Annotated in this window: 23 protein-coding genes; 11 read left to right on the forward strand and 12 right to left on the reverse strand. The window is 65.1% G+C overall.

Features of this window, described 5'->3' with window-relative positions; all coding sequences use genetic code 11:
* The first annotated feature begins 4 nt into the window (after nucleotides 1–4).
* Nucleotides 5–1,189, forward strand: coding sequence for an acetylornithine transaminase (locus BAC01S_RS07100; protein ID WP_027794126.1), 1,185 nt, complete (start codon nucleotides 5–7; stop codon nucleotides 1,187–1,189).
* A gap of 17 nt (nucleotides 1,190–1,206) precedes the next feature.
* Nucleotides 1,207–1,665 carry a GNAT family acetyltransferase gene (locus BAC01S_RS07105; protein WP_043201529.1) on the forward strand — a complete coding sequence of 153 codons (459 nt, stop codon included), beginning with the start codon at nucleotides 1,207–1,209 and terminating at the stop codon, nucleotides 1,663–1,665.
* 102 nt (nucleotides 1,666–1,767) lie between these two features.
* Here BAC01S_RS07105 and BAC01S_RS07110 read toward each other — a convergent pair whose 3' ends face one another.
* From BAC01S_RS07110 to BAC01S_RS07140, 7 genes are all read right to left on the reverse strand, one after another.
* Complete coding sequence (locus BAC01S_RS07110; RefSeq protein ID WP_027794128.1) at nucleotides 1,768–2,484, reverse strand: ABC transporter ATP-binding protein; 717 nt, start codon at nucleotides 2,482–2,484, stop codon at nucleotides 1,768–1,770.
* Complete coding sequence (locus tag BAC01S_RS07115) at nucleotides 2,484–3,260, reverse strand: ABC transporter ATP-binding protein (RefSeq protein ID WP_027794129.1); 777 nt, start codon at nucleotides 3,258–3,260, stop codon at nucleotides 2,484–2,486. The genes BAC01S_RS07110 and BAC01S_RS07115 overlap by 1 nt, the downstream gene beginning before the upstream one ends.
* Before the next feature lie 18 nt (nucleotides 3,261–3,278).
* Complete coding sequence (locus tag BAC01S_RS07120; RefSeq protein WP_027794130.1) at nucleotides 3,279–4,448, reverse strand: ABC transporter permease subunit; 1,170 nt, start codon at nucleotides 4,446–4,448, stop codon at nucleotides 3,279–3,281.
* A 16-nt stretch (nucleotides 4,449–4,464) separates the two neighbouring features.
* The gene (locus BAC01S_RS07125; RefSeq protein WP_027794131.1) at nucleotides 4,465–5,415 is read right to left on the reverse strand and encodes a branched-chain amino acid ABC transporter permease; all 951 of its coding nucleotides are present in this window, start codon (nucleotides 5,413–5,415) and stop codon (nucleotides 4,465–4,467) included.
* 210 nt (nucleotides 5,416–5,625) lie between these two features.
* The gene (locus tag BAC01S_RS34470) at nucleotides 5,626–5,796 is read right to left on the reverse strand and encodes a hypothetical protein (RefSeq protein ID WP_156954343.1); all 171 of its coding nucleotides are present in this window, start codon (nucleotides 5,794–5,796) and stop codon (nucleotides 5,626–5,628) included.
* Nucleotides 5,797–6,564: 768 nt separating this feature from the next.
* The gene (ispH, locus tag BAC01S_RS07135) at nucleotides 6,565–7,527 is read right to left on the reverse strand and encodes a 4-hydroxy-3-methylbut-2-enyl diphosphate reductase (protein ID WP_027794132.1); all 963 of its coding nucleotides are present in this window, start codon (nucleotides 7,525–7,527) and stop codon (nucleotides 6,565–6,567) included.
* Nucleotides 7,528–7,531: 4 nt separating this feature from the next.
* Entirely contained in the window at nucleotides 7,532–7,987 is a 456-nt protein-coding gene (locus tag BAC01S_RS07140; RefSeq protein WP_027794133.1) for an FKBP-type peptidyl-prolyl cis-trans isomerase, read from the reverse strand.
* Between the two features lie 314 nt (nucleotides 7,988–8,301).
* Here BAC01S_RS07140 and radC point away from each other — a divergent pair, with 314 nt between their 5' ends.
* From radC to nadB, 4 genes are all read left to right on the forward strand, one after another.
* A complete protein-coding gene (radC, locus tag BAC01S_RS07145; protein WP_027794134.1) occupies nucleotides 8,302–8,991 on the forward strand; it encodes a RadC family protein in 690 nt (229 codons plus the stop codon).
* Between the two features lie 263 nt (nucleotides 8,992–9,254).
* Entirely contained in the window at nucleotides 9,255–9,488 is a 234-nt protein-coding gene (gene rpmB, locus BAC01S_RS07150) for a 50S ribosomal protein L28 (protein ID WP_027794135.1), read from the forward strand.
* Nucleotides 9,489–9,498: 10 nt separating this feature from the next.
* Nucleotides 9,499–9,666, forward strand: coding sequence for a 50S ribosomal protein L33 (rpmG, locus tag BAC01S_RS07155; protein ID WP_027794136.1), 168 nt, complete (start codon nucleotides 9,499–9,501; stop codon nucleotides 9,664–9,666).
* Nucleotides 9,667–9,882: 216 nt separating this feature from the next.
* A complete protein-coding gene (gene nadB, locus BAC01S_RS07160; RefSeq protein ID WP_027794137.1) occupies nucleotides 9,883–11,484 on the forward strand; it encodes an L-aspartate oxidase in 1,602 nt (533 codons plus the stop codon).
* Nucleotides 11,485–11,597: 113 nt separating this feature from the next.
* Here the strand turns inward: nadB and nadC are convergent, their stop codons facing one another.
* The 5 genes from nadC to purN form a co-directional block, all read right to left on the reverse strand.
* Nucleotides 11,598–12,497: a carboxylating nicotinate-nucleotide diphosphorylase gene (nadC, locus tag BAC01S_RS07165; protein ID WP_027794138.1), complete on the reverse strand. Its 900-nt coding sequence runs from the start codon at nucleotides 12,495–12,497 to the stop codon at nucleotides 11,598–11,600.
* Complete coding sequence (gene nadA / locus BAC01S_RS07170; RefSeq protein ID WP_027794139.1) at nucleotides 12,498–13,628, reverse strand: quinolinate synthase NadA; 1,131 nt, start codon at nucleotides 13,626–13,628, stop codon at nucleotides 12,498–12,500. It lies immediately after the preceding gene.
* Between the two features lie 186 nt (nucleotides 13,629–13,814).
* Nucleotides 13,815–15,011: a DesA family fatty acid desaturase gene (locus tag BAC01S_RS07175; protein ID WP_027794140.1), complete on the reverse strand. Its 1,197-nt coding sequence runs from the start codon at nucleotides 15,009–15,011 to the stop codon at nucleotides 13,815–13,817.
* 347 nt (nucleotides 15,012–15,358) lie between these two features.
* Nucleotides 15,359–16,747, reverse strand: coding sequence for an RsmB/NOP family class I SAM-dependent RNA methyltransferase (locus tag BAC01S_RS07180; RefSeq protein WP_027794141.1), 1,389 nt, complete (start codon nucleotides 16,745–16,747; stop codon nucleotides 15,359–15,361).
* Complete coding sequence (purN, locus tag BAC01S_RS07185) at nucleotides 16,744–17,427, reverse strand: phosphoribosylglycinamide formyltransferase (RefSeq protein WP_027794142.1); 684 nt, start codon at nucleotides 17,425–17,427, stop codon at nucleotides 16,744–16,746. The genes BAC01S_RS07180 and purN overlap by 4 nt, the downstream gene beginning before the upstream one ends.
* A gap of 157 nt (nucleotides 17,428–17,584) precedes the next feature.
* Between purN and BAC01S_RS07190 the strand changes: the two genes are divergently transcribed.
* The 5 genes from BAC01S_RS07190 to BAC01S_RS07210 all read left to right on the forward strand — a co-directional run bounded on the left by BAC01S_RS07190 (nucleotide 17,585) and on the right by BAC01S_RS07210 (nucleotide 24,460).
* The gene (locus BAC01S_RS07190) at nucleotides 17,585–18,580 is read left to right on the forward strand and encodes a bifunctional riboflavin kinase/FAD synthetase (RefSeq protein WP_027794143.1); all 996 of its coding nucleotides are present in this window, start codon (nucleotides 17,585–17,587) and stop codon (nucleotides 18,578–18,580) included.
* A 153-nt stretch (nucleotides 18,581–18,733) separates the two neighbouring features.
* Complete coding sequence (gene ileS, locus BAC01S_RS07195; RefSeq protein WP_027794144.1) at nucleotides 18,734–21,583, forward strand: isoleucine--tRNA ligase; 2,850 nt, start codon at nucleotides 18,734–18,736, stop codon at nucleotides 21,581–21,583.
* Complete coding sequence (lspA, locus tag BAC01S_RS07200) at nucleotides 21,583–22,116, forward strand: signal peptidase II (RefSeq protein ID WP_027794145.1); 534 nt, start codon at nucleotides 21,583–21,585, stop codon at nucleotides 22,114–22,116. The genes ileS and lspA overlap by 1 nt, the downstream gene beginning before the upstream one ends.
* 27 nt (nucleotides 22,117–22,143) lie before the next feature.
* Entirely contained in the window at nucleotides 22,144–23,373 is a 1,230-nt protein-coding gene (coaBC, locus tag BAC01S_RS07205; RefSeq protein WP_043201534.1) for a bifunctional phosphopantothenoylcysteine decarboxylase/phosphopantothenate--cysteine ligase CoaBC, read from the forward strand.
* Between the two features lie 79 nt (nucleotides 23,374–23,452).
* Nucleotides 23,453–24,460: an LLM class flavin-dependent oxidoreductase gene (locus BAC01S_RS07210; RefSeq protein WP_027794147.1), complete on the forward strand. Its 1,008-nt coding sequence runs from the start codon at nucleotides 23,453–23,455 to the stop codon at nucleotides 24,458–24,460.
* The last annotated feature ends 19 nt before the right edge of the window (nucleotides 24,461–24,479 follow it).

Genomic DNA, 24,479 nt, shown 5'->3' on the forward strand with positions numbered 1-24,479 from the left:
TGCCATGAATTTTTCCGAGTACCCGACCGAGTCGCTGATGTACATCACCAACCGGCCCGAAATCGTTTTCACGCATGGCAAGGGGTCGTGGCTCTACGACAACGAAGGCAAGCGATATCTGGACTTCATCCAGGGCTGGGCCGTCAACAGTCTCGGCCACTGCAACGAAGGGATGATCGAAGCGCTCGAGAAGCAGTCGCGCCTGCTCATCAACCCGTCGCCGGCCTTCTACAACGAGCCGATGGCGAAGCTCGCGAACCTCCTCACGGAACACAGCTGCTTCGACAAGGTGTTCTTCGCCAACAGCGGCGCGGAAGCCAACGAAGGCGCGATCAAGCTCGCGCGCAAGTGGGGCAAAAAGCATCGCGACGGCGCCTACGAGATCGTCACGTTCGACCACAGCTTCCACGGCCGCACGCTCGCGACCATGTCGGCGAGCGGCAAGGCCGGCTGGGACACGATCTACGCGCCGCAAGTGCCGGGCTTCCCGAAGGCCGACCTCAACGACATCGCCTCGGTCGAAAAGCTCATCAGCGCGAAGACCGTCGCCGTCATGCTCGAGCCGATCCAGGGCGAAGGCGGCGTGATCCCCGCCACGCGCGAGTTCATGCAGCAACTGCGCGCGCTCACGCAAAAGCACGGCATCCTGCTGATCGTCGACGAAGTGCAGAGCGGCTGCGGCCGCGCGGGCACGCTGTTCGCGTATGAACTCTCGGGCGTCGAGCCGGACATCATGACGCTCGGCAAGGGCATTGGCGGCGGCGTGCCGCTCGCCGCGTTGCTCGCGAAGAAGGAAATCGCCGTGTTCGAAGCCGGCGACCAGGGCGGCACCTACAACGGCAACCCGTTGATGACGGCCGTGGGCTATTCGGTGATCTCGCAACTGGTGGCGCCGGGCTTCCTCGAAGGCGTGCGCGCACGCGGCGAGTATCTGCGCGAGAAGCTGCTCGAACTCTCGGCGGAACGCGGCTTCGAAGGCGAGCGCGGCGAGGGCCTGCTGCGCGCCCTGCTGCTCGGCAAGGACATCGGGCCGCAGATCGTCGAGAAGGCGCGCCTGATGCAGCCGGACGGCCTGCTGCTCAACGCCGCGCGGCCGAACCTGCTGCGCTTCATGCCCGCGCTCAACGTCACGAACGAAGAGATCGACCAGATGATGGCGATGCTGCGCGCGATCCTCGATACGCTGTAATCGACCGGAACCAGGCGATGTCCGTCACGATCCGCCCTTTCGCACGAGCCGACGCCGACGCGGTGATCGCGCTGTGGCTGCAGTCGTTTCCTGAGTACCAGGACACGACTCGCCCGCACCGCAGTCCGCGTCTGTCGATCGAGAACAAGCTCGGTACGCAGCCCGAACTGTTTTTCGTCGCCACGCGCGACGCAGACGGCGCGGTGATCGGCACGGCGATGGCGGGCTACGACGGACATCGCGGCTGGCTCTATTCGGTGGCCGTCGATCCGGCGGCGCGGCGCCTCGGCATCGGCACGCGGCTCGTGCGCCACGCCGAAAGTCAGCTCGCCGCGCGCGGCTGTCCGAAGCTCAATTTGCAGGTGCTGCGCGACAAGCCCGAGGTACTGGCTTTCTACGAGGCGCTCGGCTACCGCACCGATGCGGTGGTGAGCCTCGGCAGGCGGCTGGAACAACCCACGCCCATGGCCCAATAAGTGCCGGCCGCATCGCCTACGCGAAGGCCATAAAAAAGCTGCATGAGTTGTTCACCCATGCAGCTTTTTGTTTTGTACTACGAGAGATGCTTACTTGCCCGCTTATTCGCCAAGATAGGCGGCACGCACCTTCGGATCGTCGAGCATCTGCTTTGCCTCGCCTTCCATCGTGACGAGACCCGAGTCCATCACGTAGCCGCGGTTCGCGGCCTGCAGCGCGAGACGCGCATTCTGCTCGACCAGCAGCACCGTGATGCCCTCCTGCGAGATCGTGCGCACCACTTCGAAGATCTTCTCGACCATGATCGGCGAAAGACCCATCGACGGTTCGTCGAGCAGCAAAAGCTTCGGCTTGCTGAGGATCGCCCGCGCCATCGCCAGCATCTGCTGTTCGCCGCCCGAGAGCGTGCCCGCCAGCTGCGTCGCACGCTCCTTCAGGCGCGGGAAGAAGCCGAACATACGATCGACGTCCTTCTTGATGCCGTCGTTGTCGTTGCGCAGGTACGCGCCCATCTGCATGTTTTCGAGGATCGACATGCGTGCGAAGATGCCGCGCCCTTCCGGCACCATCGCGAGGCCGCGCTTGAGCAGCTCGTGCGCCGGCACGCCCTTGATCGACTGGCCATCGTATTCGATGTCGCCCGCCGAGTAGGGCTTCAGACCCGTGATCGCCTTCATCGTCGTGGTCTTGCCCGCGCCGTTCGCGCCGATCAGCGTGACGAGCTCGCCTTCACGCACTTCGAGGTCCACGCCCTTCACGGCCTGAATGCCGCCGTAATTGACCTGCAGGCCCTTGATTTTGAGAATTGCCTTTGCCATCAGTGCACCCCTGCGCCCAGATATGCCTCGATCACCTTCGGGTCCTTCTGCACGTCGTGCGGCAGCCCTTCGGCGATCACCTTGCCATAGTCGAGCACTGTCATGCGGTTGCACAGGCCCATCACCAGTTTCACATCGTGTTCGATCAGCAGGATCGTCTTGCCGTCTGAGCGGATCTTGTCGAGCAGGCGCGTGAGCTCGACCTTCTCGGTCGCGTTCATGCCGGCCGCCGGCTCGTCGAGCGCGAGCAGCTTCGGATCGGTCGCGAGCGCGCGCGCAATTTCCAGGCGGCGCTGGTGGCCGTACGAAAGATTGCGCGACGTGTAGTCGGCGTACTGCGCGATGCCCACGTACTCGAGCAGTTCGAGCGCGCGTTCCTTGATCTCGCGCTCTTCCTTGCGCTCCGAGGGCGTCTGGAACACGGCGCCGATCAGCCCGTGCTTCGTGCGCACGTGGCGGCCCACCATCACGTTCTCCAGCGCCGTCATGCCGCCAAAGAGACGAATGTTCTGGAAGGTGCGCGCAATGCCCGCCTTCGCCACCTGATAAACGGCCGTCGGCGTGTAGGCCTCGCCGTCGAGCCTGAACTCGCCGGAGTCCGGCGTATAGAGACCCGTGATCACGTTGAAGAACGTGGTCTTGCCGGCGCCGTTCGGGCCGATGAGGCCGTAGATGGTCCCTTGCTCGATCTCGAGGCCCACGTCCGAGAGCGCCTGCAGGCCGCCGAAGCGCTTGTTCACACCCTTCACGGACAGGCGGATGGATTTGTTGCTCATATTCGTCTCTCTGTCCTTTTAGGCGCGCACCGGCTTCTTGCTGGAGCGCTTCGCAATCTTCGCGATCTTGTCTTCGTGCTTCGGCGCGGGCCAGAGGCCTTCCGAGCGGTACAGCATGATGACGACCATCGCGAGACCGTAGAGCAGCTGACGAATGACTTCGGTATCGACGATCTCATGGCCGAAGATCGCGTCCTGCAGCGGGCCCATCGTCGAGCGCAGGAACTCGGGGAAGATGGCGAGCAGCACCGCGCCGAGAATCACGCCCGGAATGTGGCCCATGCCGCCCAGCACCACGCAGGCGAGCACGACGACCGATTCCCAGAACGTGAACGATTCCGGCGAGACGAAGCCCTGGAAGGAGCCGAACATCGCGCCCGAGAGGCCGCCGAACGAAGCGCCCATCGCGAACGCGAGCAGCTTGACGTTACGCGTATTGATGCCCATGGCCTTCGCGGCGATTTCGTCCTCGCGGATCGCGGCCCAGGCGCGGCCGATGCGCGAGTGCTGCAGACGCGTACACACCCAGATCACGAGCAGCGCGCAGATCACGAACACGTAGTAGTACATGTAGACCGACGTGAACGTGAAGCCGAACAGCGTGTGCGGCTGGGCGAAGTTGACGCCGGCCACTTCGAGCGGCGCGACGCCGGTAATGCCCTGCGGCCCGTTCGTGATGTTCACCGGACGGTCGAGGTTGTTCATGAAGATACGGACGATTTCCCCGAAGCCGAGGGTCACGATCGCCAGATAGTCGCCGCGCAAACGCAGCGTCGGCGCGCCGAGCAGCACGCCGGCGCCGGCCGCGAACGCCATCGCCACGGGAATCACGATCCAGTACGGCGTATGCAGACCGCCCGGGAACAGGTTGGCGATCCACTGGAACTGCGTGGTGAGGTGCGGCGAGGTCAGCAGTGCGGCCGTGTAGGCGCCGACGGCGTAGAACGCGATGTAGCCGAGGTCGAGGAGGCCGGCGAAGCCGACCACCACGTTCAGGCCCAGCGCGAGCATCACGTAGAGCATCGCGAAGTCGAGCACGCGCACCCAGTAGTTGCCGCCCGTCGCGCCCACCACGAAGGGCAGCGCGGCCACGAAGACCGCCGTGACGATGCCCACTGCGAGAGTCTTCGTCGTGTTCTTCTCGGGGATGAGCGTCGTCGACGGCTCGATCGGTTGAATAGAAGTCATGTTGTGCTACTCCCTCTTATGCGCGGTCCGCAACACGTTCGCCCAGCAGCCCCGACGGACGGAACACGAGCACGACGATCAGCACGATGAACGCGAACACGTCCTGATAGTTACTGCCGAACACCCCGCCGGTCAGATTGCCGATGTAGCCCGCGCCAAGCTGCTCGATCAGACCGAGCACGATGCCGCCGACCATGGCGCCGCCAAGGTTGCCGATACCGCCCAGCACGGCCGCGGTGAACGCCTTCATGCCGGGAATGAAGCCCATGTAGAAGTGCGCGTTGCCGTACTCGGAGGCGATCATCACGCCGGCCAGCGCCGCGAGCGCCGAGCCGATCATGAAGGTGGCCGAGATCACGAAGTTCGGGTTCACGCCCATCAGGCTCGCGTTGGCCGGGTTTTCGGCGATCGCGCGCATGGCGCGGCCGAGCTTCGTCTTGTGCACGAGCAGCAGCAGGCCTGCCATGACGACGAACGCGACGACGATAATGACGATCTCGGTCGGCGAGATCACGGCGCCGACGCCTGTGGCGCTAGGCTTGATCACGTTGATCGGATCGGTGGAGATCAGCTGCGGGAAGGCAAGCGGATTGCGGCCCCAGATGATCATGGCGAGCGTCTCGAGCAGGATAGACACGCCGATCGCGGTGATCAGCGGTGCGAGACGCGGCGCGCGGCGCAGCGGCCGGTAAGCGACCCGCTCGATCGTGTACCCGACCACCGAACAGACCACGGCGGCGACGATGAGGCCGATGCACAGCGTGGGAATGGCCCCGAGGCCCGGAAAGTGATTCTGCAGCACGTTGATCGCGGAAAGCGCGACCATGGCGCCGACCATCAGCACGTCGCCGTGCGCGAAGTTGATGATGCCCAGAATCCCGTACACCATGGTGTAGCCGAGCGCGATGATGGCATAGACGCTGCCAAGCACCAGCCCGTTCAGGATCTGTTGGACGAAGATATCCATTTAATGCTCCTTAGCCCGTGCGACCGGATTCGCGCTCGTCATCGGCCGGTGGGCGATGTTTTACGGAACCGCAACGACACTTTCGGGTACTGAAGTAAAAGACCGGTAACGGTTGACCACAGCCGGCTCGCACTGCCGCTGTGTTGCAGCGGCCGCTCACCGGATGCGGATGCAAAAACGGCACCGTCGGATGGTTCGGTGCCGTCGGGTTCAACTACCCGCCAGGATCGCGGCGACGCAATCGCGAGCGGCACGATGTCCGCCCACGCCTGTGTCGTGCGTCATGACTCCCTCTTTCGGCCCGTCTCCGGTGCCGGTGTGTGAACGAGCAAGTTGCATGCCAATTTCCGCAACCGGCATGACGAAGGGGATCGCGTCCATTCCGGTCCTTTCCGCGGCTGACGCCCGAAAGGAGCGCGGTCCGAAGCGTGATTCACCGCTTTCGCCATCACGTCCGGAACGCATAACAGCCCTTACATGGTGCACGGTCGCCTTCGACGCCGCACACCTGCCCGCCCGGGTCCTGCCGCCGCACCGCGCAGCGCGCGGCGCAACCGCAGCCGCCTCGGACGCGGCATCAGCAAACTCGATTTGCATTAATAAGGTCTCCTGCGCCTTCCGGATTGCTCGCCTGAAGGGTGTCAAGCCTTCAGGACGCGCGCATTGTAACTCCAATTATGCGACGGGCAATATGCTGAGCCGGCAGGGTTTTCCTGCATTGCAACCACTTTTTGAGAGTAGGCTCGAAATGCGGTTGCACCCTGGTTGCGCCATTTTTTCGTGCATCAGTTGCACCAAATATACAGCGGCTTGCATCAACTGTTGCGAGAAGCGCCCGGAATGCCTTACCGGGCGGGCCATGGGAAATGGCGCCATCTCCGGCATAGTTATGGAGTGGACGCACCAAAACGATGCACACAGGAGCCGCTACGAGCCCATGCATAAATTAATTGGGGACGCGTTAAAGAATCCAGCCGCGAAACCCCGCTGGGCAGACGCGAAAGAGCCTGGATGCAACCGGGTTTTCCAGGCCCTCCGCATTCATGCGCCCCCATTTAGTACAGTCGAGTACGGGCTACGGCTGGCCAACAAAAAAGCGCGCCTGCGGCGCGCTTTTTTCAGTGGAGCCCAACCCGAAGCGACTGCACTTCAGGCCGGCGTACCCAAGCCTCGCGGCAACGGGAACGCGATATTCTCCTCGATCCCCTCCAGCGCGCGCACATTGCGCACACCGAGCTCGTTGAGCCGGCGGATGATCTGCTGCGCGAGCGCCTCGGGCGCCGACGCACCGGCCGTCAGACCAATGCGGTGCTTGCCGACGAGCCATGCCGGATCGATCTGATCGGGCGCATCCACCATATAGGCAGCCACGCCGCGTTTTTCGGCAACCTCGCGCAGGCGGTTCGAATTCGAGCTGTTAGGACTGCCCACCACGATCACGAGGTCGCATTGCGGCGCCATGAACTTCACCGCGTCCTGCCGATTCTGCGTCGCGTAGCAGATGTCCTGCTTCTTGGGCTCGCGGATCGCCGGGAAGCGGGCCTTGAGCGCCGCGATGATTTCGGCGGCGTCGTCGACGGAAAGCGTGGTTTGCGTGACGAACGCGACGTGTTCGGGGTCGCGCAGCTGCAGCGCCTCGACGTCGGCAATGTCCTCGACGAGGAACATGCCCGCGGCTGCCTGTCCCATCGTGCCCTCGACTTCCGGATGGCCCTTGTGGCCGATCATCACGATATCGAGCCCCTCGTCGCGCATCTTGGCGACCTCGACGTGCACCTTGGTGACGAGCGGGCACGTGGCGTCATACACGCGCAGGCCGCGCGCCTCGGCGTCGGTGCGCACCGCCTTCGATACGCCGTGCGCACTGAAGATCACCGTATTGCCGGAAGGCACTTCGCTGAGCTGCTCGATGAAAATGGCGCCCTTCTTGCGCAGGTCCTCGACCACATAGGCGTTGTGAACGATTTCGTGACGCACGTAGATCGGTGCGCCGTGCAGCTGGATAGCGCGCTCGACGATCTCGATGGCGCGGTCGACGCCTGCACAAAAGCCGCGCGGCTGTGCAAGCAGGATTTCGCTTTCGGCAGTCAAGAACGTGTCCATGGAGCTGATGGGTTTAGAGAATTCCGATGATTTTCACTTCGAACGCGACCGCCTGGCCTGCGAGCGGGTGGTTGAAATCGAACAGCGCGGAGGTTTCGTTCACCTCCTTGAGCACACCGGCATAACGGCCGCCGTCCGGCGCGTTGAACTCGATCAGGTCGCCGGGCGTGAAGTCTTCTCCGATCATGCCGTTCTCGCGCAGCGTGGCGAGCGAGACGCGCTGGATGAGGTCGGGATTGCGCTGGCCGAATGCGACACCGGGCGCTAGCTGAAAGGTCGAGTGGTGGCCCACCTTCAAGCCCAGCAAAATATCTTCCAGCGGCGGCGCGAGTTGCCCGGCGCCCAGCAGCAGCGTGGCGGGCCGGTCAACGAAGGTATTGACGATTTCGGTGCCATCGGCGAGCGAAAGCCGGTAATGAAGCGTCACGTGGGAACCGGGTTTCACCTCGGAGATGTCAATGATGCTCATGCAGTACTCGTTTTCGTCAGGACGCGCGCTTCAGGTAAGAACAGGCGCGTGCGCGCCGCGAGGCGCCGGTCCGGCGGCGTTTCTGCGGCCGGAAAGCTTCTATTGTAAGCCACATATCCACGGCGGTTGGGCTTGCGCGTATGAAAGGCCACGGGCATGACGCCCCTGGGTCTCGCGCACCCCGCCGTCTCTCGGAGGTCACGATGCTGGAAGCAGCTTGCGCGAAGCCGGTCTGGCGCAGCGCCGATGTATTGCAAGGCGAAACCCTGTCGCAATCCGCCGCGAACGACACCCGCTCGCGTGCGCAGCCGGCTATGCCCACGGTCGAATCGGGCCAGCTCGCGCGTTCGCGCGACATGCCGCGCGAACGCCTGCGCGCCGCGGGGCCCGGGGCCCTCTCCGACGTCGAGTTGCTGGCCCTGCTGCTCGGGTCCGGCTTGCCCGGCCATGGCGTCTTCGAGGTCGCACGGTCGCTGATCGAGCGTTTCGGTACCCTGCGCGCAATGCTGGACGCGCAGCCCGAAGAGCTCAACGGCCTGCGCGGCATCGGTCCGGCCAAGGCGGCGAAGCTGCAGGCGGTGCTCGAACTGGCGCGGCGCGCCCTCGCGGAACAACTGGACGATCGGCCGCTCGTCGATACGCCGGGCACCGTGGAGGACTACCTGCGCCTCCTGATCGGCGGGCGCTCTTACGAGGTTTTCGTGTGCCTCTATCTCGACGTGCGCCATCGGCTGATCCGGCCCCCCGAGGAAAGCTCGCGCGGCTCGCTCTCGCGCATGGTGGTGTATCCCCGGGAAATCGTCCGGCGCACGTTGATGCTCAACGCGGCCAGCCTGATCGTCGCGCACAATCACCCGTCTGGCGCCGTGCAGCCGAGCGCGAGCGACCGGCGCCTCACGCGGGTGCTGCGCGAAACGCTCGCACTGGTGGAGGTTCAGCTGATCGATCATCTGGTGGTGGGCGCGCACGATACGTACTCGTTCGCCCGCAATGGCTGGAACTGAGCCGCGGGTGAGTGGCAAATGAGCTGCCGGCGCCACCACGAACTTTCGCAAATCGGGTTTGATTTTCCTGGCCTTTTTCTGCTAGAATTATGGTTTGCCTATTTCCAACCCTGTTCCGAAGCCCGTCAAGGCGTTCCAGGGGAAATATGGCCTGGGTTCGAGGTTGTCTCTCATCCATACGTGAGCGCGCTCCTGGTCCAGCCATTTCTCGCCTGGGAAACTTAAGCGGCTCTCGAACTCAGAATTTCCGTAGGAGTGTACTCATGGCACGTGTATGCCAAGTCACTGGGAAAGCGCCGATGAGCGGCAACAACGTTTCCCACGCTAACAACAAAACCAAGCGCCGTTTCCTCCCGAATCTGCAAAATCGCCGTTTCTGGGTTGAAAGCGAAAACCGTTGGGTGCGTCTGCGCATCTCGAACGCAGGCCTGCGCCTGATCGACAAGAACGGCATCGATTCCGTGCTCGCAGACCTGCGCGCACGCGGCGAACTGTAAGGAGTAAATCATGGCCAAGGGCGTCCGCGACAAGATCAAGCTGGAGTCGACCGCAGGTACGGGTCACTTCTACACGACCACGAAGAACAAGCGCAACATGCCGGAAAAAATGTCGATCAAGAAGTTCGACCCGGTTGTTCGCAAGCACGTCGAGTACAAGGAAACCAAGATCAAGTAATTGATCGGGTTCCGAGCCTGACGAAGACAAGAAAAACCCCGCTCCTGCAGCGGGGTTTTTCTTTTTGCGTCGTCCGCAATACACCCTCGGCGCATCTGTTCCCACCTCTTCCGCAGTGCGGCTTTTCGTCCTGTTGCCGAAGGGAGTATGCTTCCCGCTTCATCGGCGCACACCGCGTGCGCGCCTCAGTAGAACAAGAGACGGAGAAGCAGGAGCATGAATTTCGATGTAGCGATCGTCGGCAGCGGGCTGGCCGGACTGAGCGTCGCGCTGAATCTCGCCGACACGCGGCGCGTGGTGGTGATCGCCAAGCGCGAGATGACCGAAGGCGCCAGCGACCGCGCGCAAGGCGGCATCGCCGCGGTGCTCGACTCGGCGGACAGCGTGGAGAACCACGTGGACGATACCCTCGTCGCCGGCGGCGGCCTGTGCGACGAGGCCGCGACGCGCTTCATCGTCGAGCATGGCCGCGAGGCGATCGAGTGGCTCATCGCCCAGGACGTGCCGTTCACGAAAGACGCAGCCGCCGAACTGGGTTTTCACCTCACGCGCGAAGGCGGCCACAGCCACCGCCGCATCATCCACGCCGCCGACGCCACGGGCCACGCGGTCGTGCAAACGCTGCTCGAGCGCGCGCGCCAGCATCCGAATATCACGATCCTCGAAGACCACCAGGCCATCGACGTCATCACGTCCGACCGCCTCGGCCTGCCGGGGCGCCGCTGCCACGGCCTCTACGCGCTCGACCTGAAGAACGACCGCACCGTGACGATCCAGGCGCCGCACACGGTCCTCGCGACGGGCGGCGCAGGCAAGGTCTATCTCTATACGACGAACCCCGACACTGCCACCGGCGACGGCATCGCCATGGCGTGGCGCGCGGGCTGCCGGGTCGCGAACATGGAGTTCATCCAGTTCCACCCCACGTGCCTCTTCCATCCGCACGCCAAGTCGTTCCTGATTACCGAGGCCGTGCGCGGCGAAGGCGGTGTGCTGCGCCTGCCGGACGGCACGCGCTTCATGCCGGAGCACGACGCACGCGCCGAACTGGCGCCACGCGACATCGTCGCACGCGCAATCGACTTCGAGATCAAGAAGCACGGCATCGACTGCGTGCATCTCGACATCAGCCACCAGCCCGCGGCCTTTCTCGAAGAGCACTTCCCCACCGTCCTCGCGCGCTGCCGGGAGTTCGGCATCGACATCACGAAGGAACCCATTCCCGTGGTGCCGGCCGCGCACTACACCTGCGGCGGGGTCGTCACCGACCTCGCGGGCCGCACCGATCTCGCGGGCCTCTACGCGGTCGGTGAAACGTCCTATACGGGGCTGCACGGCGCCAACCGGCTCGCCAGCAATTCGCTGCTCGAATGTCTCGTGATCGGCCGGTCCGCCGCGGAGGCGATCGAAGCCGAAGGCTTTGCCGCCGCCGCGCACGCACCGCTGCCCGACTGGGACGAGAGCCGCGTTTCGGACTCCGACGAAGAAGTCGTGGTCGCCCATAACTGGGACGAGTTGCGCCGCCTGATGTGGAATTACGTCGGCATCGTGCGTACCGACAAGCGGCTCGCGCGAGCACAGCATCGCCTCGCCCTGCTGCGCGACGAAATCCTCGAGTACTACGCCAACTTCCGCGTCACGCGCGATCTGCTGGAGTTGCGCAATCTCGTCGAGGTGGCGTCGCTGATTGTGGACAGCGCGCGCCAGCGGCGCGAAAGCCGCGGCCTGCACTACAGCCGCGACTGGCCGCATGCGCTGCCGAAAGCGCTGCCCACCGTGCTTTCACCGGAACGCGTGCGCAATCGTACGGTAAGCTGAGCATCCAGGTTCCGCACGTCGCGGACTAAAGCGGGCGAAAGCGGGCACCACAAAAACGAAGGGCCGTTTCGAACGAAACGGCCCTTTCTACATTCACAGTCGTGTGTGCGCGCTCAGACGATCCGCATCGAGTAATCGGTCGCGCGCACGTCCTTCGTCAGCGCACCGATCGAAATGCGATCCACGCCCGTTTCGGCAATCGTGCCCACCGTCTCGAAGTTGACACCGCCCGAAGCTTCCAGCACGGCGCGGCCGGCCGTGACACGCACGGCGTCGCGCATCGCCTCGAACGAAAAGTTGTCGAGCAGGATGGACTTTGCGCCGTGCGCGAGCGCCTCGTCGAGCTGCGTGAGCGTTTCCACTTCGACCTGGATCGGCACGCCCGCATTCAGGGCAAACGCGGCATCCATCGCGGCGCCCACGCCGCCCGCAGCCGCGATGTGGTTTTCCTTGATGAGGATACCGTCGTAAAGCGCGAGCCGCTGGTTCGCCCCGCCGCCCACGCGCACCGCGTACTTCTGCGCGAGGCGCAGGCCGGGCAGCGTCTTGCGCGTGTCGACGATGCGCGCATTCGTGTGCGCGATCACGTCCACGTAGCGGCGCGTTGCCATCGCCACGCCGGAAAGCAGTTGCAGGAAATTCATCGCGTTGCGTTCGGCCGTGAGCAGCGCGCGCGCCGGGCCCCGCAGCGAGCAAACGGTCGTATCGGCGCTCATGCGGTCCCCTTCGCGGTAGTGCCAGCGCACTTCGATACGCGGATCGACACTGCGCACCACGCCCATGAACCACAGCACGCCGCACAGCACCGCTTCCTCGCGCACGATGATGCGAGCGTCGTGCATCTCGTCGGCGGGGACCAGCCGGCCCGTTTGATCGCCCGCGCCCACGTCTTCCGCGAGCGCATCGGCCACGTTGCGCGCGATCGCCGCGTCGAACGCCGCACCGTACTGCGCACGCACTTCGGGGAGGACCGGCGACGCCGCCTCGAGGCCCAACAGTTCCATCGCCCCCATTTAGGCCGCTCCCACGTTCGCGAACAGCGCGCCGTCGCGCGAGAGGTCGCCGCTCGCCTGCACGCGGCGTTTATGCTCGGCCGCGAAGGCCAGCATGCGGTCGATCGGCAGCCGGGCGCGCTCGCCCAGTGCGGCATCGACGAAAATCTCGTTGTGGCCGCGCTCGAGCACGTCGGCCAGATTTTCGAGGCCGTTCATGGCCATCCACGGACAGTGCGCGCAGCTCTTGCAGGTCGCGCTGTTGCCGGCCGTGGGCGCTTCGATGAAGGTCTTGCCGGGAGCCGCAAGGCGCATCTTGTGCAGGATGCCGAGGTCGGTCGCCACGATGAAACGCGTGGCGTCGAGCCTGACCGCCGCATCGATGAGCTGCGTGGTCGAGCCGACCACATCGGCCTGCGCGACGACGCTTTCGGGCGATTCGGGGTGCACGAGCACCTTCGCATCGGGATATTCGGCGCGCAGCAGGTCGAGCTCGATGCCCTTGAATTCGTCGTGCACAAGGCAGGAGCCCTGCCACAGCAACATGTCGGCGCCGGTCTTTTTCTGGATGTAGCCGCCCAGGTGCCGATCCGGCGCCCAGATGATCTTTTGGCCCTGCGCATGCAGGTGCGCGACGATCTCGAGCCCGATCGACGACGTGACCATCCAGTCCGCGCGCGCCTTCACGGCGGCGCTTGTGTTCGCATATACGACCACGGTACGGTCCGGATGCTGGTCGCAGAAGGCAGAGAATTCGTCCACCGGGCAACCCAGATCGAGCGAGCACGTCGCATCGAGATCCGGCATCAAGATGCGTTTGTTCGGACTCAGGATCTTCGCGGTCTCCCCCATGAAGCGCACGCCCGCGACAACCAGCGTCTGCGCCTCGTGATCGCGGCCGAAACGCGCCATCTCTAGCGAATCGGCCACGCAGCCGCCGGTTTCGTCCGCCAGCTCCTGCAGTTCGGGATCGACATAGTAATGCGCGACAAGCACTGCCTTCTCGCGCTTGAGAAGCGCGCGGATACGCTCCTTCAATGCAACACGCTGTGCCGCGGAAGGTGCATCGGGCACGCGTGCCCACGCCTGTCCAACGCTGCAGACGGCGCCCTGCGGCCGGTCGTATTCGACCTTCATGATCGCCTGACTCATGATCTCCTCTGTCGGCCAGTGCGGGTGCAAAACACTTACCCTGGCCCATACAGGCAGGTTGCTGCCCTGCCGACGGCTGCGGAAAAAGCCCTGCAAGCAGCGCAGGTTTTCGCGGCCCCAAAAAGAAAAACCCCGCCAACGCGGGGTTTTGTGACGTACCTGAATTCTAATGGATTTTTTTACGTCTCATGCATAGCGGCGAAGACGCGAGGCGAATTCCTGGAGCGCCTTGATGCCGCTTTGTTCGGCGCGGTGACACCAATCCTGCAACTGCGTCAGCAGTTGTTCGCGCGAGGCGCTCGAGCGTTCCCAGATTGCCGCGAGTTCGTTGCGCAACTCGATGTAGGTGCGCAGCTTCTGGCTGTTCGCGAAGATTTGCGGCAGTTGGCGCTTCTGCGGTTCGTCGAGGCTTGCCTCTTCCTTGTCGAACCACTTGCGTGCGCCGCGCATCAGCAGGTACTTCTCGCGGGCGCCCACTTCCTTGAGGTGCGCGAGTTCCTGGCGATACGCCTGCTTCACGGCCTTCGCATAGCGCGCCATCACTTCGTAGCGGTTCGACAGCACGGCCTGCAGCGTTTCCTGATCGGGCACCAGCTTGGCCGTGATGAGGCGCGGCGTGGGCGCGACCTTCTTGACTTTCGCGAGGCCGCACATCGACATCAGGCGGATGTACATCCAGCCGATATCAAACTCGTACCACTTGTTCGACAGCTTCGCGGAGGTCGCGAAGGTGTGATGGTTGTTATGCAGTTCCTCGCCGCCGATGAGGATGCCCCAAGGGAGCAGGTTCGTGCTGGCGTCCGCCGAATTGAAGTTGCGATAGCCCCAGAAGTGGCCGAGACCGTTGACGACGCCGGCCGCCCAGAACGGAATCCACGCCATCTGCACGGCCCAGACGGTCAGGCCGACCGCGCCGAACAGCGCCACGTCGATCACCATCATGAGGCTCACGCCGAGAATGGGGTAGCGCGTGTAGACGTTGCGCTCCATCCAGTCGTTGGGCGTGCCGTGGCTGAAGCGGCGCAGTGTCTCTTCGTTCTTCGCTTCCGTGCGATACAGTTCCGCGCCTTCGAGCAGCACCTTCCAGATGCCGCGCGTTTGCGGGCTGTGCGGATCTTCTTCGGTCTCGCACTTTGCGTGATGCTTGCGATGGATCGCGGCCCACTGGCCGGTGAGCATGCCGGTGGTCATCCAGAGCCAGAAGCGGAAGAAGTGGCTCGCGACGGGATGCAGGTCGAGCGCCCGGTGCGCCTGGCAGCGGTGCAGATACACCGTGACGCCGACGATCGTGATGTGCGTGGCGACTGCCACGGACAACAGGATCTGCCACCACGAGAAGCGCAGCAGCCCGTGAGCGAGGAAATCTAACAGGGAGTTCAACAAGGTCTATACCCGTGTAACGAGCGACTCCGGCCTTACAAGGCCGCCTGAGTCAGGAAAGTGAAAGCACAGCGAAGTGGTTGGACGGCATTCTACTAGAACCGTTCCAAGTGTTTGTAACAAATGAAGATTTTTTTCCTTTTCGGGGGTTCCCGTCAATGCCCGAAAGTGCCTCGGAGGCGCTTTGCCGCACCTTTCAACCCATCTTCGCTCAATGTGCTCGCAATCGGCGCGAACCGGCACACGCGTGAGCCGGGCCTTTGCCGGGCTCACGCGCCTCGCGCTGCTGCCTCGCTACTTATGGACCGCCCGGCAACGAACCGGAAACCGGGGACGGACCGCCCGCGAGATTATTCGAGCGCCGCGTCCGGCTCCGCCGCCGTCTCGCCTGCCTTCGCGATGGCGTCCGCGGCCTCCTGCTCTGCCGCCGACTCTTCCGGCGTGGTAGCCGCCTTGGCCTGCCCGGCCTTCGGCCGCGCCTCCCCGCGCCGCTCCAGCACGGCGGCAAAGAAGCCGTCGGTGGCGTGGCGATGGGGCCAGAGCGAGAGATAGTCGCCGGTGTCGAGACCCACGCGCTGCTCGGCGAGCACCTCGCGCGCGCTCACCAGCTCGAATTCCGGATGCGCTTCGAGGAACTGCTTCACAACCGCTTCGTTCTCGGCTTCGAGAATGCTGCAGGTCGCGTAGACGAGCCGGCCGCCGCGCTTGAGCAAACGCGCCGCGCTGGTGAGGATCGACAGCTGCTTGGGCGCGAGCTCGGCCAGCGACTCCGGCGTCTGGCGCCACTTGAGGTCGGGATTGCGGCGCAGCGTGCCGAGGCCCGAGCACGGCGCGTCCACCAGCACGCGGTCGATCTTGCCGACGAGCCGCTTGATCTTCGAGTCGTGCTCGCTGTCGATCAGCACCGGGTTGACATTCGAGAGCCCGCTGCGCGCGAGACGCGGCTTGAGCTTGGCAAGGCGGCGGTCGGACACGTCGAATGCATAGAGACGGCCCGACGAGCGCATCGCCGCGCCGAGCGCCAGCGTCTTGCCGCCGGCGCCCGCGCAGAAGTCCACGATCATCTCGCCGCGGCGCGGCGCCACGAGCGAGCAGAGCAGCTGGCTGCCCTCGTCCTGCACTTCGAACCAGCCGTTCTTGAACGCGTCGAGCTTCGCCAGCGCCGGTTTGCCGGTCACTCGCACGCCGAAGGGCGCAAACGGCGTTTCGCCGGCTTCGATGCCGGCCTCGGCCAGCGCGCGCAGCAGTTCGTCGCGGCTCGCCTTGATCGGGTTCGCGCGCAGGTCCAGCGGCGCCGGGTAATTCAGCGCCGCGGCCAGCTGCGCAAGCTCAGCCGGCTCGAAGCGCGGCTCGAGCCCGCGCACGATCCACTCCGGCAGATTCAACTGCACGCGCTGCGGCAGGCTCGCCGGGTCGATCTTCGACACGTGCTCGAGCCAGCCCGCCTCGGCGTCGGAGACGAACGGCCGGACGGCCGAGCGGCCCGCCGTGGCCATCAGGCCGAGCAGCGCAAGACGCCGCGTCGGGCTGCCCGTGCCGCTCTCGGCAAGATGCGCGAACTCCATGCGGCGGCGCAGGACCGCGAAAACCGCTTCGGCAATCACGCCGCGCTCGCCGTGGCCGAGCTTCGGGTGCTCGCGGAAGAAACGACTCGTCACCGCGTCGGCGGGACCGGTAAATTTGAGGACGTCGGCGAGTAGCGTCTCGGTTTGTCCGATCAGGAATCCATGCAGTCTCATGCGCCCTCCCCGGCGGTTTGCGCGTTCGCGCTTGTGTCGTTGTCGGTATGGTCAAGGAAGAGCCACTGCGGCTCGGGTGGCGTGAGCGTGACGTTGCCGCCGTCGAGCGCGAGGCGCTCTTCGACGAACCAGCGCACCGCGCGCGGATAGATCACATGCTCGGTGCCGAGCACGCGCGCGGCCAGCGCCGCGGCGTCGTCGCTCGCACGCACCGGCACCGCCGCCTGCGCGACGATCGGGCCATGATCGAGCTTCGAGGTGACAAAATGCACCGTGGCACCATGCACGCGGCAGCCGGCGTCGAGCGCCTGCTGATGCGTCTTCAGGCCCGGAAAGCTCGGCAGCAGCGAAGGATGAATATTGAGCATCCGACCCGAATAATGATCGACGAAGCCTTCGGTCAGTACGCGCATGAAGCCCGCGAGGATGACGAGATCCGGTTGATAGCCGTCGATGGTCTGGGCGAGCGCCGCGTCGAAGGCGGCGCGATCGGGAAACTGGCGGTGGTCGACCACCGCCGTGGCAATGCCGCGCGACGCCGCGAACGCAAGGCCCGCGGCGTCGGGGCGGTTGGCAATCACGGCGGCGATTTTTGCCGGCCACGCTTCGTGCGCGCATGCGCGCACGATGGCTTCCATGTTGCTGCCCCGCCCCGAGATCAGGATAACGAGATTTTTCATCCGCGAATTTTATCATCGAGGCCGAGGCCCGACGCCCCGGCGGCGGCGATCCCGCGCCCGAGCGTTTATAATCTTCTGTTTCGTCGCGGACCTCGCACCGCGACGTCCGGCGTCACATCAGGTCACATTAGCCCCATAACCGGTCCGATCCGCTATCGTGAGAGTCTTCCGCGGTCTTCCCAACGCCGAAAGCCGGGCGCCCTGCGCGCTCACCATCGGCAATTTCGACGGTGTCCACCGCGGGCATCAGGCGTTGCTCGCGCGCGTGCGGGCGGCGGCCGACGCACGCGGCCTGCCCGTCTGCGTGATGACCTTCGAGCCGCACCCGCGCGAATTCTTCAACCCGGCAGGGGCGCCGCCGCGTATCGCGATGCTGCGCGACAAACTGGAGGCGCTGCGCGATAACGGCGTGGACCGCGTGGTCGTCGAGCACTTCAACCACACATTCGCGAGCCAGTCGCCGGATGCGTTCGTCGAACGCATTATCGTCGGCGGCCTGCACGCGCGCTGGATGATGATCGGCGACGACTTCCGCTACGGCGCGAAGCGCGCAGGCGACTTCGATTCGCTGAAGACGGCCGGCGAGCAGTACGGCTTCGAAGTCGAGCAGATGGCGACCGTGGCCGACCCGTCGGGCGCGCGCATTTCGAGTTCGGGCGTACGCACTTCGCTGATCGCGGGCGACCTCGACGCGGCGCGCGCCGCGCTCGGCCGCGGCTATGCGATCAGCGGCCACGTCGTGCACGGGCAAAAACTTGGCCGCGACCTCGGTTTCCCGACGCTGAACCTGCCGATCGGCCACAAGCGGCCGGCGGCCAAGGGCATCTTCGTCGTGCAGGTGCATGGCATCGCCGATCATCCGCTGCCCGCCGTGGCGAGCCTCGGCCTGCGCCCGACCGTGGACGACTCGGGCCGCGTGCTGCTGGAAGTGCATCTGCTCGACTGGCACGGCGACGCCTACGGCAAGCTCGTGCGCGTCGAATTCCTGAAGAAGCTGCGCGACGAGGAAAAGTTCGAAGACCTCCAAACGCTTACCGCGGCCATCGCGCGCGACGTGGTCAACACGCGTGCCTGGTTTGCCGCTGCCGGCGCCGACGCGGCCGGCACCCGTTCCACCGGTTTCTCCACCTCGGCCACCGACCGAATTAGGTGATCCGCGGCCCGTGCGCGCGCAGATGGCGCGGCACGGGCCGCCCGCCCCCTGTGCCGTATCGCGTTCTACGCATGCGGCGCGCGAGGCAAAGGTTGCGCGGCAAGTCCGCTCTCCCCGACGCCGTGCACCCCCAGAATTCACCGTGATTTCACCATGAGCGACAAGAAAGCATCCTCCGGCAAGCCGCAGAAGTCCGAATCGAAATATCCCGTCAACCTGCTGGACACCCCGTTCCCGATGCGCGGCGATCTGCCGAAGCGCGAGCCGCAATGGGTCAAGGAATGGGACGAAGGCAAGATCTACGAGAAGATCCGAGCCGCCTCGAAGGGCCGCAAGAAGTTCATCCTGCACGACGGCCCGCCGTATGCGAACGGCGACATCCACCTCGGCCACGCGGTGAACAAGATCTTGAAGGACATGATCGTCAAGGCGCGCAATCTCGCGGGCTATGACGCCGTCTACGTGCCGGGCTGGGACTGCCACGGCATGCCGATCGAGATCCAGATCGAAAAGCAGTTCGGCAAGTCGCTGCCGGCCCAGGAAGTCATGAAGAAGGCGCGCGAGTACGCCGCTGGCCAGATCGAAACGCAGAAGACGGGCTTCAAGCGCCTTGGCGTGCTGGGCGACTGGAACAATCCGTACAAGACCATGAACTTCGCAAACGAGGCCGGCGAAATCCGCGCGCTCGCGAAGATCATGGAGAAAGGCTATGTGTTCCGCGGCCTCAAGCCCGTGAACTGGTGCTTCGACTGCGGCTCGGCGCTCGCCGAAGCGGAAGTCGAGTACAAGGACAAGACCGACCCGACCATCGACGTGCTGTTCGCGTTCGCGCAACCCGCGGAAACGGCCGCCGCGTTCGGCCTCGCCTCGCTGCCGCGCGAGGAAGGCGGCATCGTGATCTGGACCACCACGCCGTGGACGATCCCCGCCAACCAGGCGCTGAACGTCCATCCGGAAGTGGTCTACGCGCTCGTCGATACGCCGCGCGGTCTGCTGATCTTCGCCGAGGAGCGCGTCGAAGCCTGCCTGAAGGACTTCGGCCTCGAAGGCCGCGTGATCGCCACGACGCCCGGCGAAAAGCTCGCGAACCTGCGCTTCCATCACCCGCTCGCGTCCGCGCACCCGGGCTACAAGCGCACCTCGCCGATCTACCTCGGCGACTACGTCACGACCGACACCGGCACGGGTATCGTGCACTCGTCGCCCGCCTACGGCGTGGAAGACTTCGTCTCGTGCAAGGCGCACGGCATGGCCGACTCGGACATCATCAGCCCCGTGATGGGCGACGGCCGCTACATCGAATCGCTGCCGCTCTTCGGCGGCCTCTCGATCTGGGCGGCAAACCCGAAGATCGTCGAGGCGCTCGACGCCGCCGGCACGCTCCTGCGCAGCGAAAAGTACCTGCACAGCTACATGCACTGCTGGCGCCACAAAACGCCCATCATCTACCGCGCCACCTCGCAGTGGTTCGCGGGCATGGACGTCAAGCCGGCCGAAGGCGGCAAGACGCTGCGCGAAACGGCGCTGGAAGGCATCGAGGCGACGGCGTTCTACCCGTCCTGGGGCAAGCAGCGCCTCTACGCGATGATCGCGAACCGTCCGGACTGGACGCTTTCGCGCCAGCGCCAATGGGGCGTGCCGATGGCGTTCTTCGTGCACAAGGAAACCGGCGAGCTGCATCCGCGCACGCTGGAATTGCTCGAGGAAGTCGCGAAGCGCGTGGAGAAGGCGGGCATCGAGGCATGGCAGACGCTCGATCCGCGCGAGCTGATCGGCGACGACGCCAATCTGTACGAGAAGAACCGCGACACGCTCGACGTGTGGTTCGACTCGGGCACGACGCACTGGCACGTGCTGCGCGGCTCGCACAAGGACGAGCTGCAATTCCCGGCCGACCTCTACCTGGAAGGCTCGGACCAGCACCGCGGCTGGTTCCACTCGTCGCTGCTCACGGCTTCGATGCTCGACGGCCGTCCGCCGTACAACGCCCTCCTCACGCACGGCTTCACCGTGGACGGCGAAGGCCGCAAGATGTCGAAGTCGCTCGGCAACGGCGTCGATCCGCATGAAGTGGCGAACCGCCTGGGCGCGGAAATCATCCGCCTGTGGATCGCTTCGACCGACTATTCGGGCGAACTCGCGATCTCCGAAGAGATCCTCAAGCGCGTGACGGAAGGCTATCGCCGTATCCGAAACACGCTGCGCTTTCTGCTTTCGAACCTCTCGGACTTCGATTTCGACAAGCACGCGCTGCCCGCGGACCAGTGGCTCGAAATCGACCGCTACGCCGTGGCGCTCACGCACACGCTGCAAAACGACGTGCTCGCGCACTACGACCGCTACGAGTTCCACCCGGTCGTCGCGAAGCTGCAGACGTTCTGCTCGGAAGACCTGGGCGGCTTCTATCTCGACGTGCTGAAGGACCGCCTCTACACGAGCGCGCCGGACTCGCAGGCCCGCCGCGTCGCGCAGACGGCGCTGCATCACATCACGCACAGCCTGTTGCGCATCCTCGCGCCGTTCCTTTCGTTCACGGCCGAAGAAGCGTGGAAGGTATTCCAGCCTAAGAGCGAAACCATTTTCGTCGAGACGTTCCACGCTTTCCCGGACATCGCGCAGGCCGACGAACTGATCGCCAAGTGGACGCTCCTGCGCGACGTGCGCGGCAACGTGACAAAGGCGCTGGAAGAAGCCCGCGTGGCGAACCAGATCGGTTCGTCGCTGCAGGCGGAAGTGCGCATCCTCGCGAGCGGCGCGCGTTACGACGCCCTCGCCTCGCTCGGCGACGACCTGAAGTTCGTGCTGATCACCTCGGCGGCGGAAGTCGTCAAGGTGGAGAGCGAAGCGGACGAAGCCGTCGAGGTCATCACGTCGAAGTACCTCAAGTGCGAGCGCTGCTGGCACTACCGTGAGGACGTGGGCGCGAATGCGGCGCATCCGGGCCTGTGTGGCCGCTGCGTCGCGAATCTGTTCGGCAACGGCGAAACGCGGAGCGCGGCATAATGGCAAAAACCCTGCCGAAACAATCCCGTAGCGGCGGCGCCGGTAGCAGTGGCGGCACCGGCGGCACGCTCGCCCCGTGGCTGGGCGTCGCGGTGATCGTGATCCTCGCTGACCAGCTCACGAAGATCGCCATCGCCAAGGTGTTCAGCTACGGCGAAGGGCGCGCGATCACGTCGTTCTTCAACCTCGTGCTCGTGTACAACAAGGGGGCGGCGTTCAGCTTCCTCGCCACGGCGGGCGGCTGGCAGCGCTGGGGCTTCACGGCGCTCGGCGTGGTCGCCGCGCTCGTGATCTGCTACCTGCTCAAGCGCCACGCCGCGCAGCACCTGTTCTGCACCGCGCTGGCGCTGATCCTTGGCGGCGCGCTCGGCAACGTGCTGGACCGGCTGATGTACGGCCACGTGATCGACTTTCTCGACTTCCACGTGGGCCGGTGGCACTGGCCGGCGTTCAACGTGGCCGACAGCGCGATCTGCGTAGGCGCCGCGCTGCTGGTGTTCGACGAACTGCGGCGTGTGCGCGGCGCGCGCTGAAAGCTTGATCGACGGAGGTCTGACCTGATGAACACGTCCGCAGCGAACCCCGGAGAACTGGCCGGCAAGCACCTCGTGATCGGCATGACGGGCGGCATCGCCTGCTACAAGATCGCCGAGCTCACGCGCCTTCTGACCAAGGCCGGCGCGACCGTGCAGGTCGTGATGACCGAGGCGGCGACGCAGTTCATCACCCCCGTCACGATGCAGGCGCTCTCGGGCCGCCCCGTCTACACGAGCCAGTGGGACGGGCGCGTGCCGAACAACATGGCGCACATCGACCTCTCGCGCGACGCGGACGCGATCGTAATCGCGCCCGCCTCCACCGACTTCCTCGCGAAGCTCGCCAACGGTTTCGCCGACGACCTGCTCTCCACGCTATGCGTGGCGCGCGATTGCCCGCTCCTCATCGTGCCCGCGATGAACCGGCAGATGTGGGGCAACCCGGCCACGCAGCGCAACGTCGCGCAACTGCGCGCGGACAGCGTGACGACGCTCGGCCCCGATTCGGGCGCGCAGGCGTGCGGCGAAGTCGGCGACGGGCGCATGCTGGAGCCGGAAGCAATCTATGAAGCGATCGTCTCGTTCTTCGCGCCGAAGGTGCTCGCGCACCGCCGCGTGCTGATCACGGCTGGCCCGACCTTCGAGCCGCTCGACCCGGTGCGCGGCATCACGAACCGTTCGAGCGGAAAAATGGGCTTCGCGCTCGCGCGCGCGGCGCAGCAGGCCGGCGCCGACGTGCATCTGGTGGCCGGTCCTGTCGCGTTGCAAACGCCATGGGGCGTGTATCGCGAGGACGTGCAGACCGCGCAGCAGATGTACGAGTCGGTGATGCGCGCGGTGCCCGACTATGACGTCTTCATCGGCGTGGCCGCCGTGGCCGACTGGCGCGTCGATCAGGTCTCCGAACAGAAGATCAAGAAGACGGCCGGGCAACGCATGCCGAGCTTCAATTTCGTCGAGAACCCAGACATCCTCGCCTCGGTGGCGGCGCTCGAGCATCCGCCCTATTGCGTCGGTTTCGCGGCCGAAAGCGGCGACCTCGACGTGCACGGCGAGGAAAAGCGCCGGCGCAAGAAGGTGCCGCTTTTGATCGGCAACCTCGGCCCGCTGACCTTCGGCCTCGACGACAACGAAGTCGTCCTGTTCGAGGCGAAGGGCAGCACGAAGCTGCCGCGCGCGGCCAAGCAGGCACTCGCGCAAACGCTGATTGCCGAAATCGCACGGCGTTTGCCGGACCAGAGCATCATCTCGTGACGCGCGCGCCGCGCCATCGGCCTCCGGCAACGGTCGGGCCAAGGCGGCGCGCGTCGCGAACGGAGCAAGGTGAGCTGTCATGACGCTACTTTCCGTACTCGACCAGTCGCCCGTGATTGCCGGGCACACGGCAGCCGACGCGATCGCCGCCACCGTGGAACTCGCGCAACTCGCCGACGACCTTGGCTACACGCGCTACTGGTGCGCCGAGCATCACGGCCTGCTCGGCGTCTGCAATCCCTGCCCCGAAGTAATGCTCGCGCGCCTTGGCAGCGTGACGAAGCGCATCCGCATCGGCTCGGGCGGCATCATGCTGCCCTACTACAGCCCGTTCAAGGTCGCCGAACAATTCATGATGCTCGAAGCGCTGTTTCCGAACCGCATCGACCTGGGTGTCGGGCGCGCGCCGGGCGGCGACCTGCGCACGGCCCAGGCCGTGGCCGCCGGCGACTACGACCGCGGCGAGCATTTCCCGCAGCAGGTGCAGACCCTAGTCGGCCTGATGGACGGCACGCTGCCGAAAGACGACGTGGCAAGCGGCGTGATCCTGCAACCGCAGGTAGAGACGCGGCCGCAGCTCTGGGTGCTCGGTTCGAGCGACTTTGGCGGCATGCTGGCCGCGCAGCTGGGCCTGCGTTTCTCGTTCGCGCATTTCATCAACGCGCACTTCGGACATCTGGTGGCGAGCGCCTACCGCGAGCGCTTCCAGCCGGGGCACGAAGCGAAGCCGTATCTGGCCTGCGCGGTCTTCGTGATCTGCGCCGACACCGAACAGGAAGCCGCCGACCTCGAAAAAGCCGTCGACCTGCGCCGCGTGCAGATGGCGCTCGGCCTGAACGCGCCGATTCCGAGCGTCGAGCAAGGGCTCGCGCAGGAATACGGCGAGCGCGAACAACTCGTGATCGACCGAGAAAAGCCGCGCAGCATCATCGGCACGCCCGAAACCGTTACCGAGCGCCTTATTGCCGTGCAGGAGCGCTTCGCGGCCGACGAACTGATCGTGCTGACCGTCGCCGGCAGTTACGCGGCGCGGCTGCGCTCCTATCAATTGCTGGCGCAAGCGTTCCAGCTTTCCCGACAACCCTGACCATTGACCCGCAGGCCAG

The organism is Paraburkholderia acidipaludis NBRC 101816, from assembly GCF_000684975.1.
In the GTDB taxonomy this organism is placed as follows: Bacteria; Pseudomonadota; Gammaproteobacteria; order Burkholderiales; family Burkholderiaceae; genus Paraburkholderia; species Paraburkholderia acidipaludis.

What these genes read in the sequence shown, in the direction of transcription:
- BAC01S_RS07100 (WP_027794126.1), top strand. Translation starts at nt 5, where the DNA reads ATGAATTTTTCCGAGTACCCGACCGAGTCGCTGATGTACATCACCAAC.
- BAC01S_RS07105 (WP_043201529.1), top strand. Translation starts at nt 1,207, where the DNA reads ATGTCCGTCACGATCCGCCCTTTCGCACGAGCCGACGCCGACGCGGTG.
- BAC01S_RS07110 (WP_027794128.1), bottom strand. Translation starts at nt 2,484, where the DNA reads ATGGCAAAGGCAATTCTCAAAATCAAGGGCCTGCAGGTCAATTACGGC.
- BAC01S_RS07115 (WP_027794129.1), bottom strand. Translation starts at nt 3,260, where the DNA reads ATGAGCAACAAATCCATCCGCCTGTCCGTGAAGGGTGTGAACAAGCGC.
- BAC01S_RS07120 (WP_027794130.1), bottom strand. Translation starts at nt 4,448, where the DNA reads ATGACTTCTATTCAACCGATCGAGCCGTCGACGACGCTCATCCCCGAG.
- BAC01S_RS07125 (WP_027794131.1), bottom strand. Translation starts at nt 5,415, where the DNA reads ATGGATATCTTCGTCCAACAGATCCTGAACGGGCTGGTGCTTGGCAGC.
- BAC01S_RS34470 (WP_156954343.1), bottom strand. Translation starts at nt 5,796, where the DNA reads ATGGACGCGATCCCCTTCGTCATGCCGGTTGCGGAAATTGGCATGCAA.
- BAC01S_RS07140 (WP_027794133.1), bottom strand. Translation starts at nt 7,987, where the DNA reads ATGAGCATCATTGACATCTCCGAGGTGAAACCCGGTTCCCACGTGACG.
- radC (WP_027794134.1), top strand. Translation starts at nt 8,302, where the DNA reads ATGCCCACGGTCGAATCGGGCCAGCTCGCGCGTTCGCGCGACATGCCG.
- rpmB (WP_027794135.1), top strand. Translation starts at nt 9,255, where the DNA reads ATGGCACGTGTATGCCAAGTCACTGGGAAAGCGCCGATGAGCGGCAAC.
- rpmG (WP_027794136.1), top strand. Translation starts at nt 9,499, where the DNA reads ATGGCCAAGGGCGTCCGCGACAAGATCAAGCTGGAGTCGACCGCAGGT.
- nadB (WP_027794137.1), top strand. Translation starts at nt 9,883, where the DNA reads ATGAATTTCGATGTAGCGATCGTCGGCAGCGGGCTGGCCGGACTGAGC.
- nadC (WP_027794138.1), bottom strand. Translation starts at nt 12,497, where the DNA reads ATGGGGGCGATGGAACTGTTGGGCCTCGAGGCGGCGTCGCCGGTCCTC.
- nadA (WP_027794139.1), bottom strand. Translation starts at nt 13,628, where the DNA reads ATGAGTCAGGCGATCATGAAGGTCGAATACGACCGGCCGCAGGGCGCC.
- BAC01S_RS07180 (WP_027794141.1), bottom strand. Translation starts at nt 16,747, where the DNA reads ATGAGACTGCATGGATTCCTGATCGGACAAACCGAGACGCTACTCGCC.
- purN (WP_027794142.1), bottom strand. Translation starts at nt 17,427, where the DNA reads ATGAAAAATCTCGTTATCCTGATCTCGGGGCGGGGCAGCAACATGGAA.
- ileS (WP_027794144.1), top strand. Translation starts at nt 18,734, where the DNA reads ATGAGCGACAAGAAAGCATCCTCCGGCAAGCCGCAGAAGTCCGAATCG.
- lspA (WP_027794145.1), top strand. Translation starts at nt 21,583, where the DNA reads ATGGCAAAAACCCTGCCGAAACAATCCCGTAGCGGCGGCGCCGGTAGC.
- coaBC (WP_043201534.1), top strand. Translation starts at nt 22,144, where the DNA reads ATGAACACGTCCGCAGCGAACCCCGGAGAACTGGCCGGCAAGCACCTC.
- BAC01S_RS07210 (WP_027794147.1), top strand. Translation starts at nt 23,453, where the DNA reads ATGACGCTACTTTCCGTACTCGACCAGTCGCCCGTGATTGCCGGGCAC.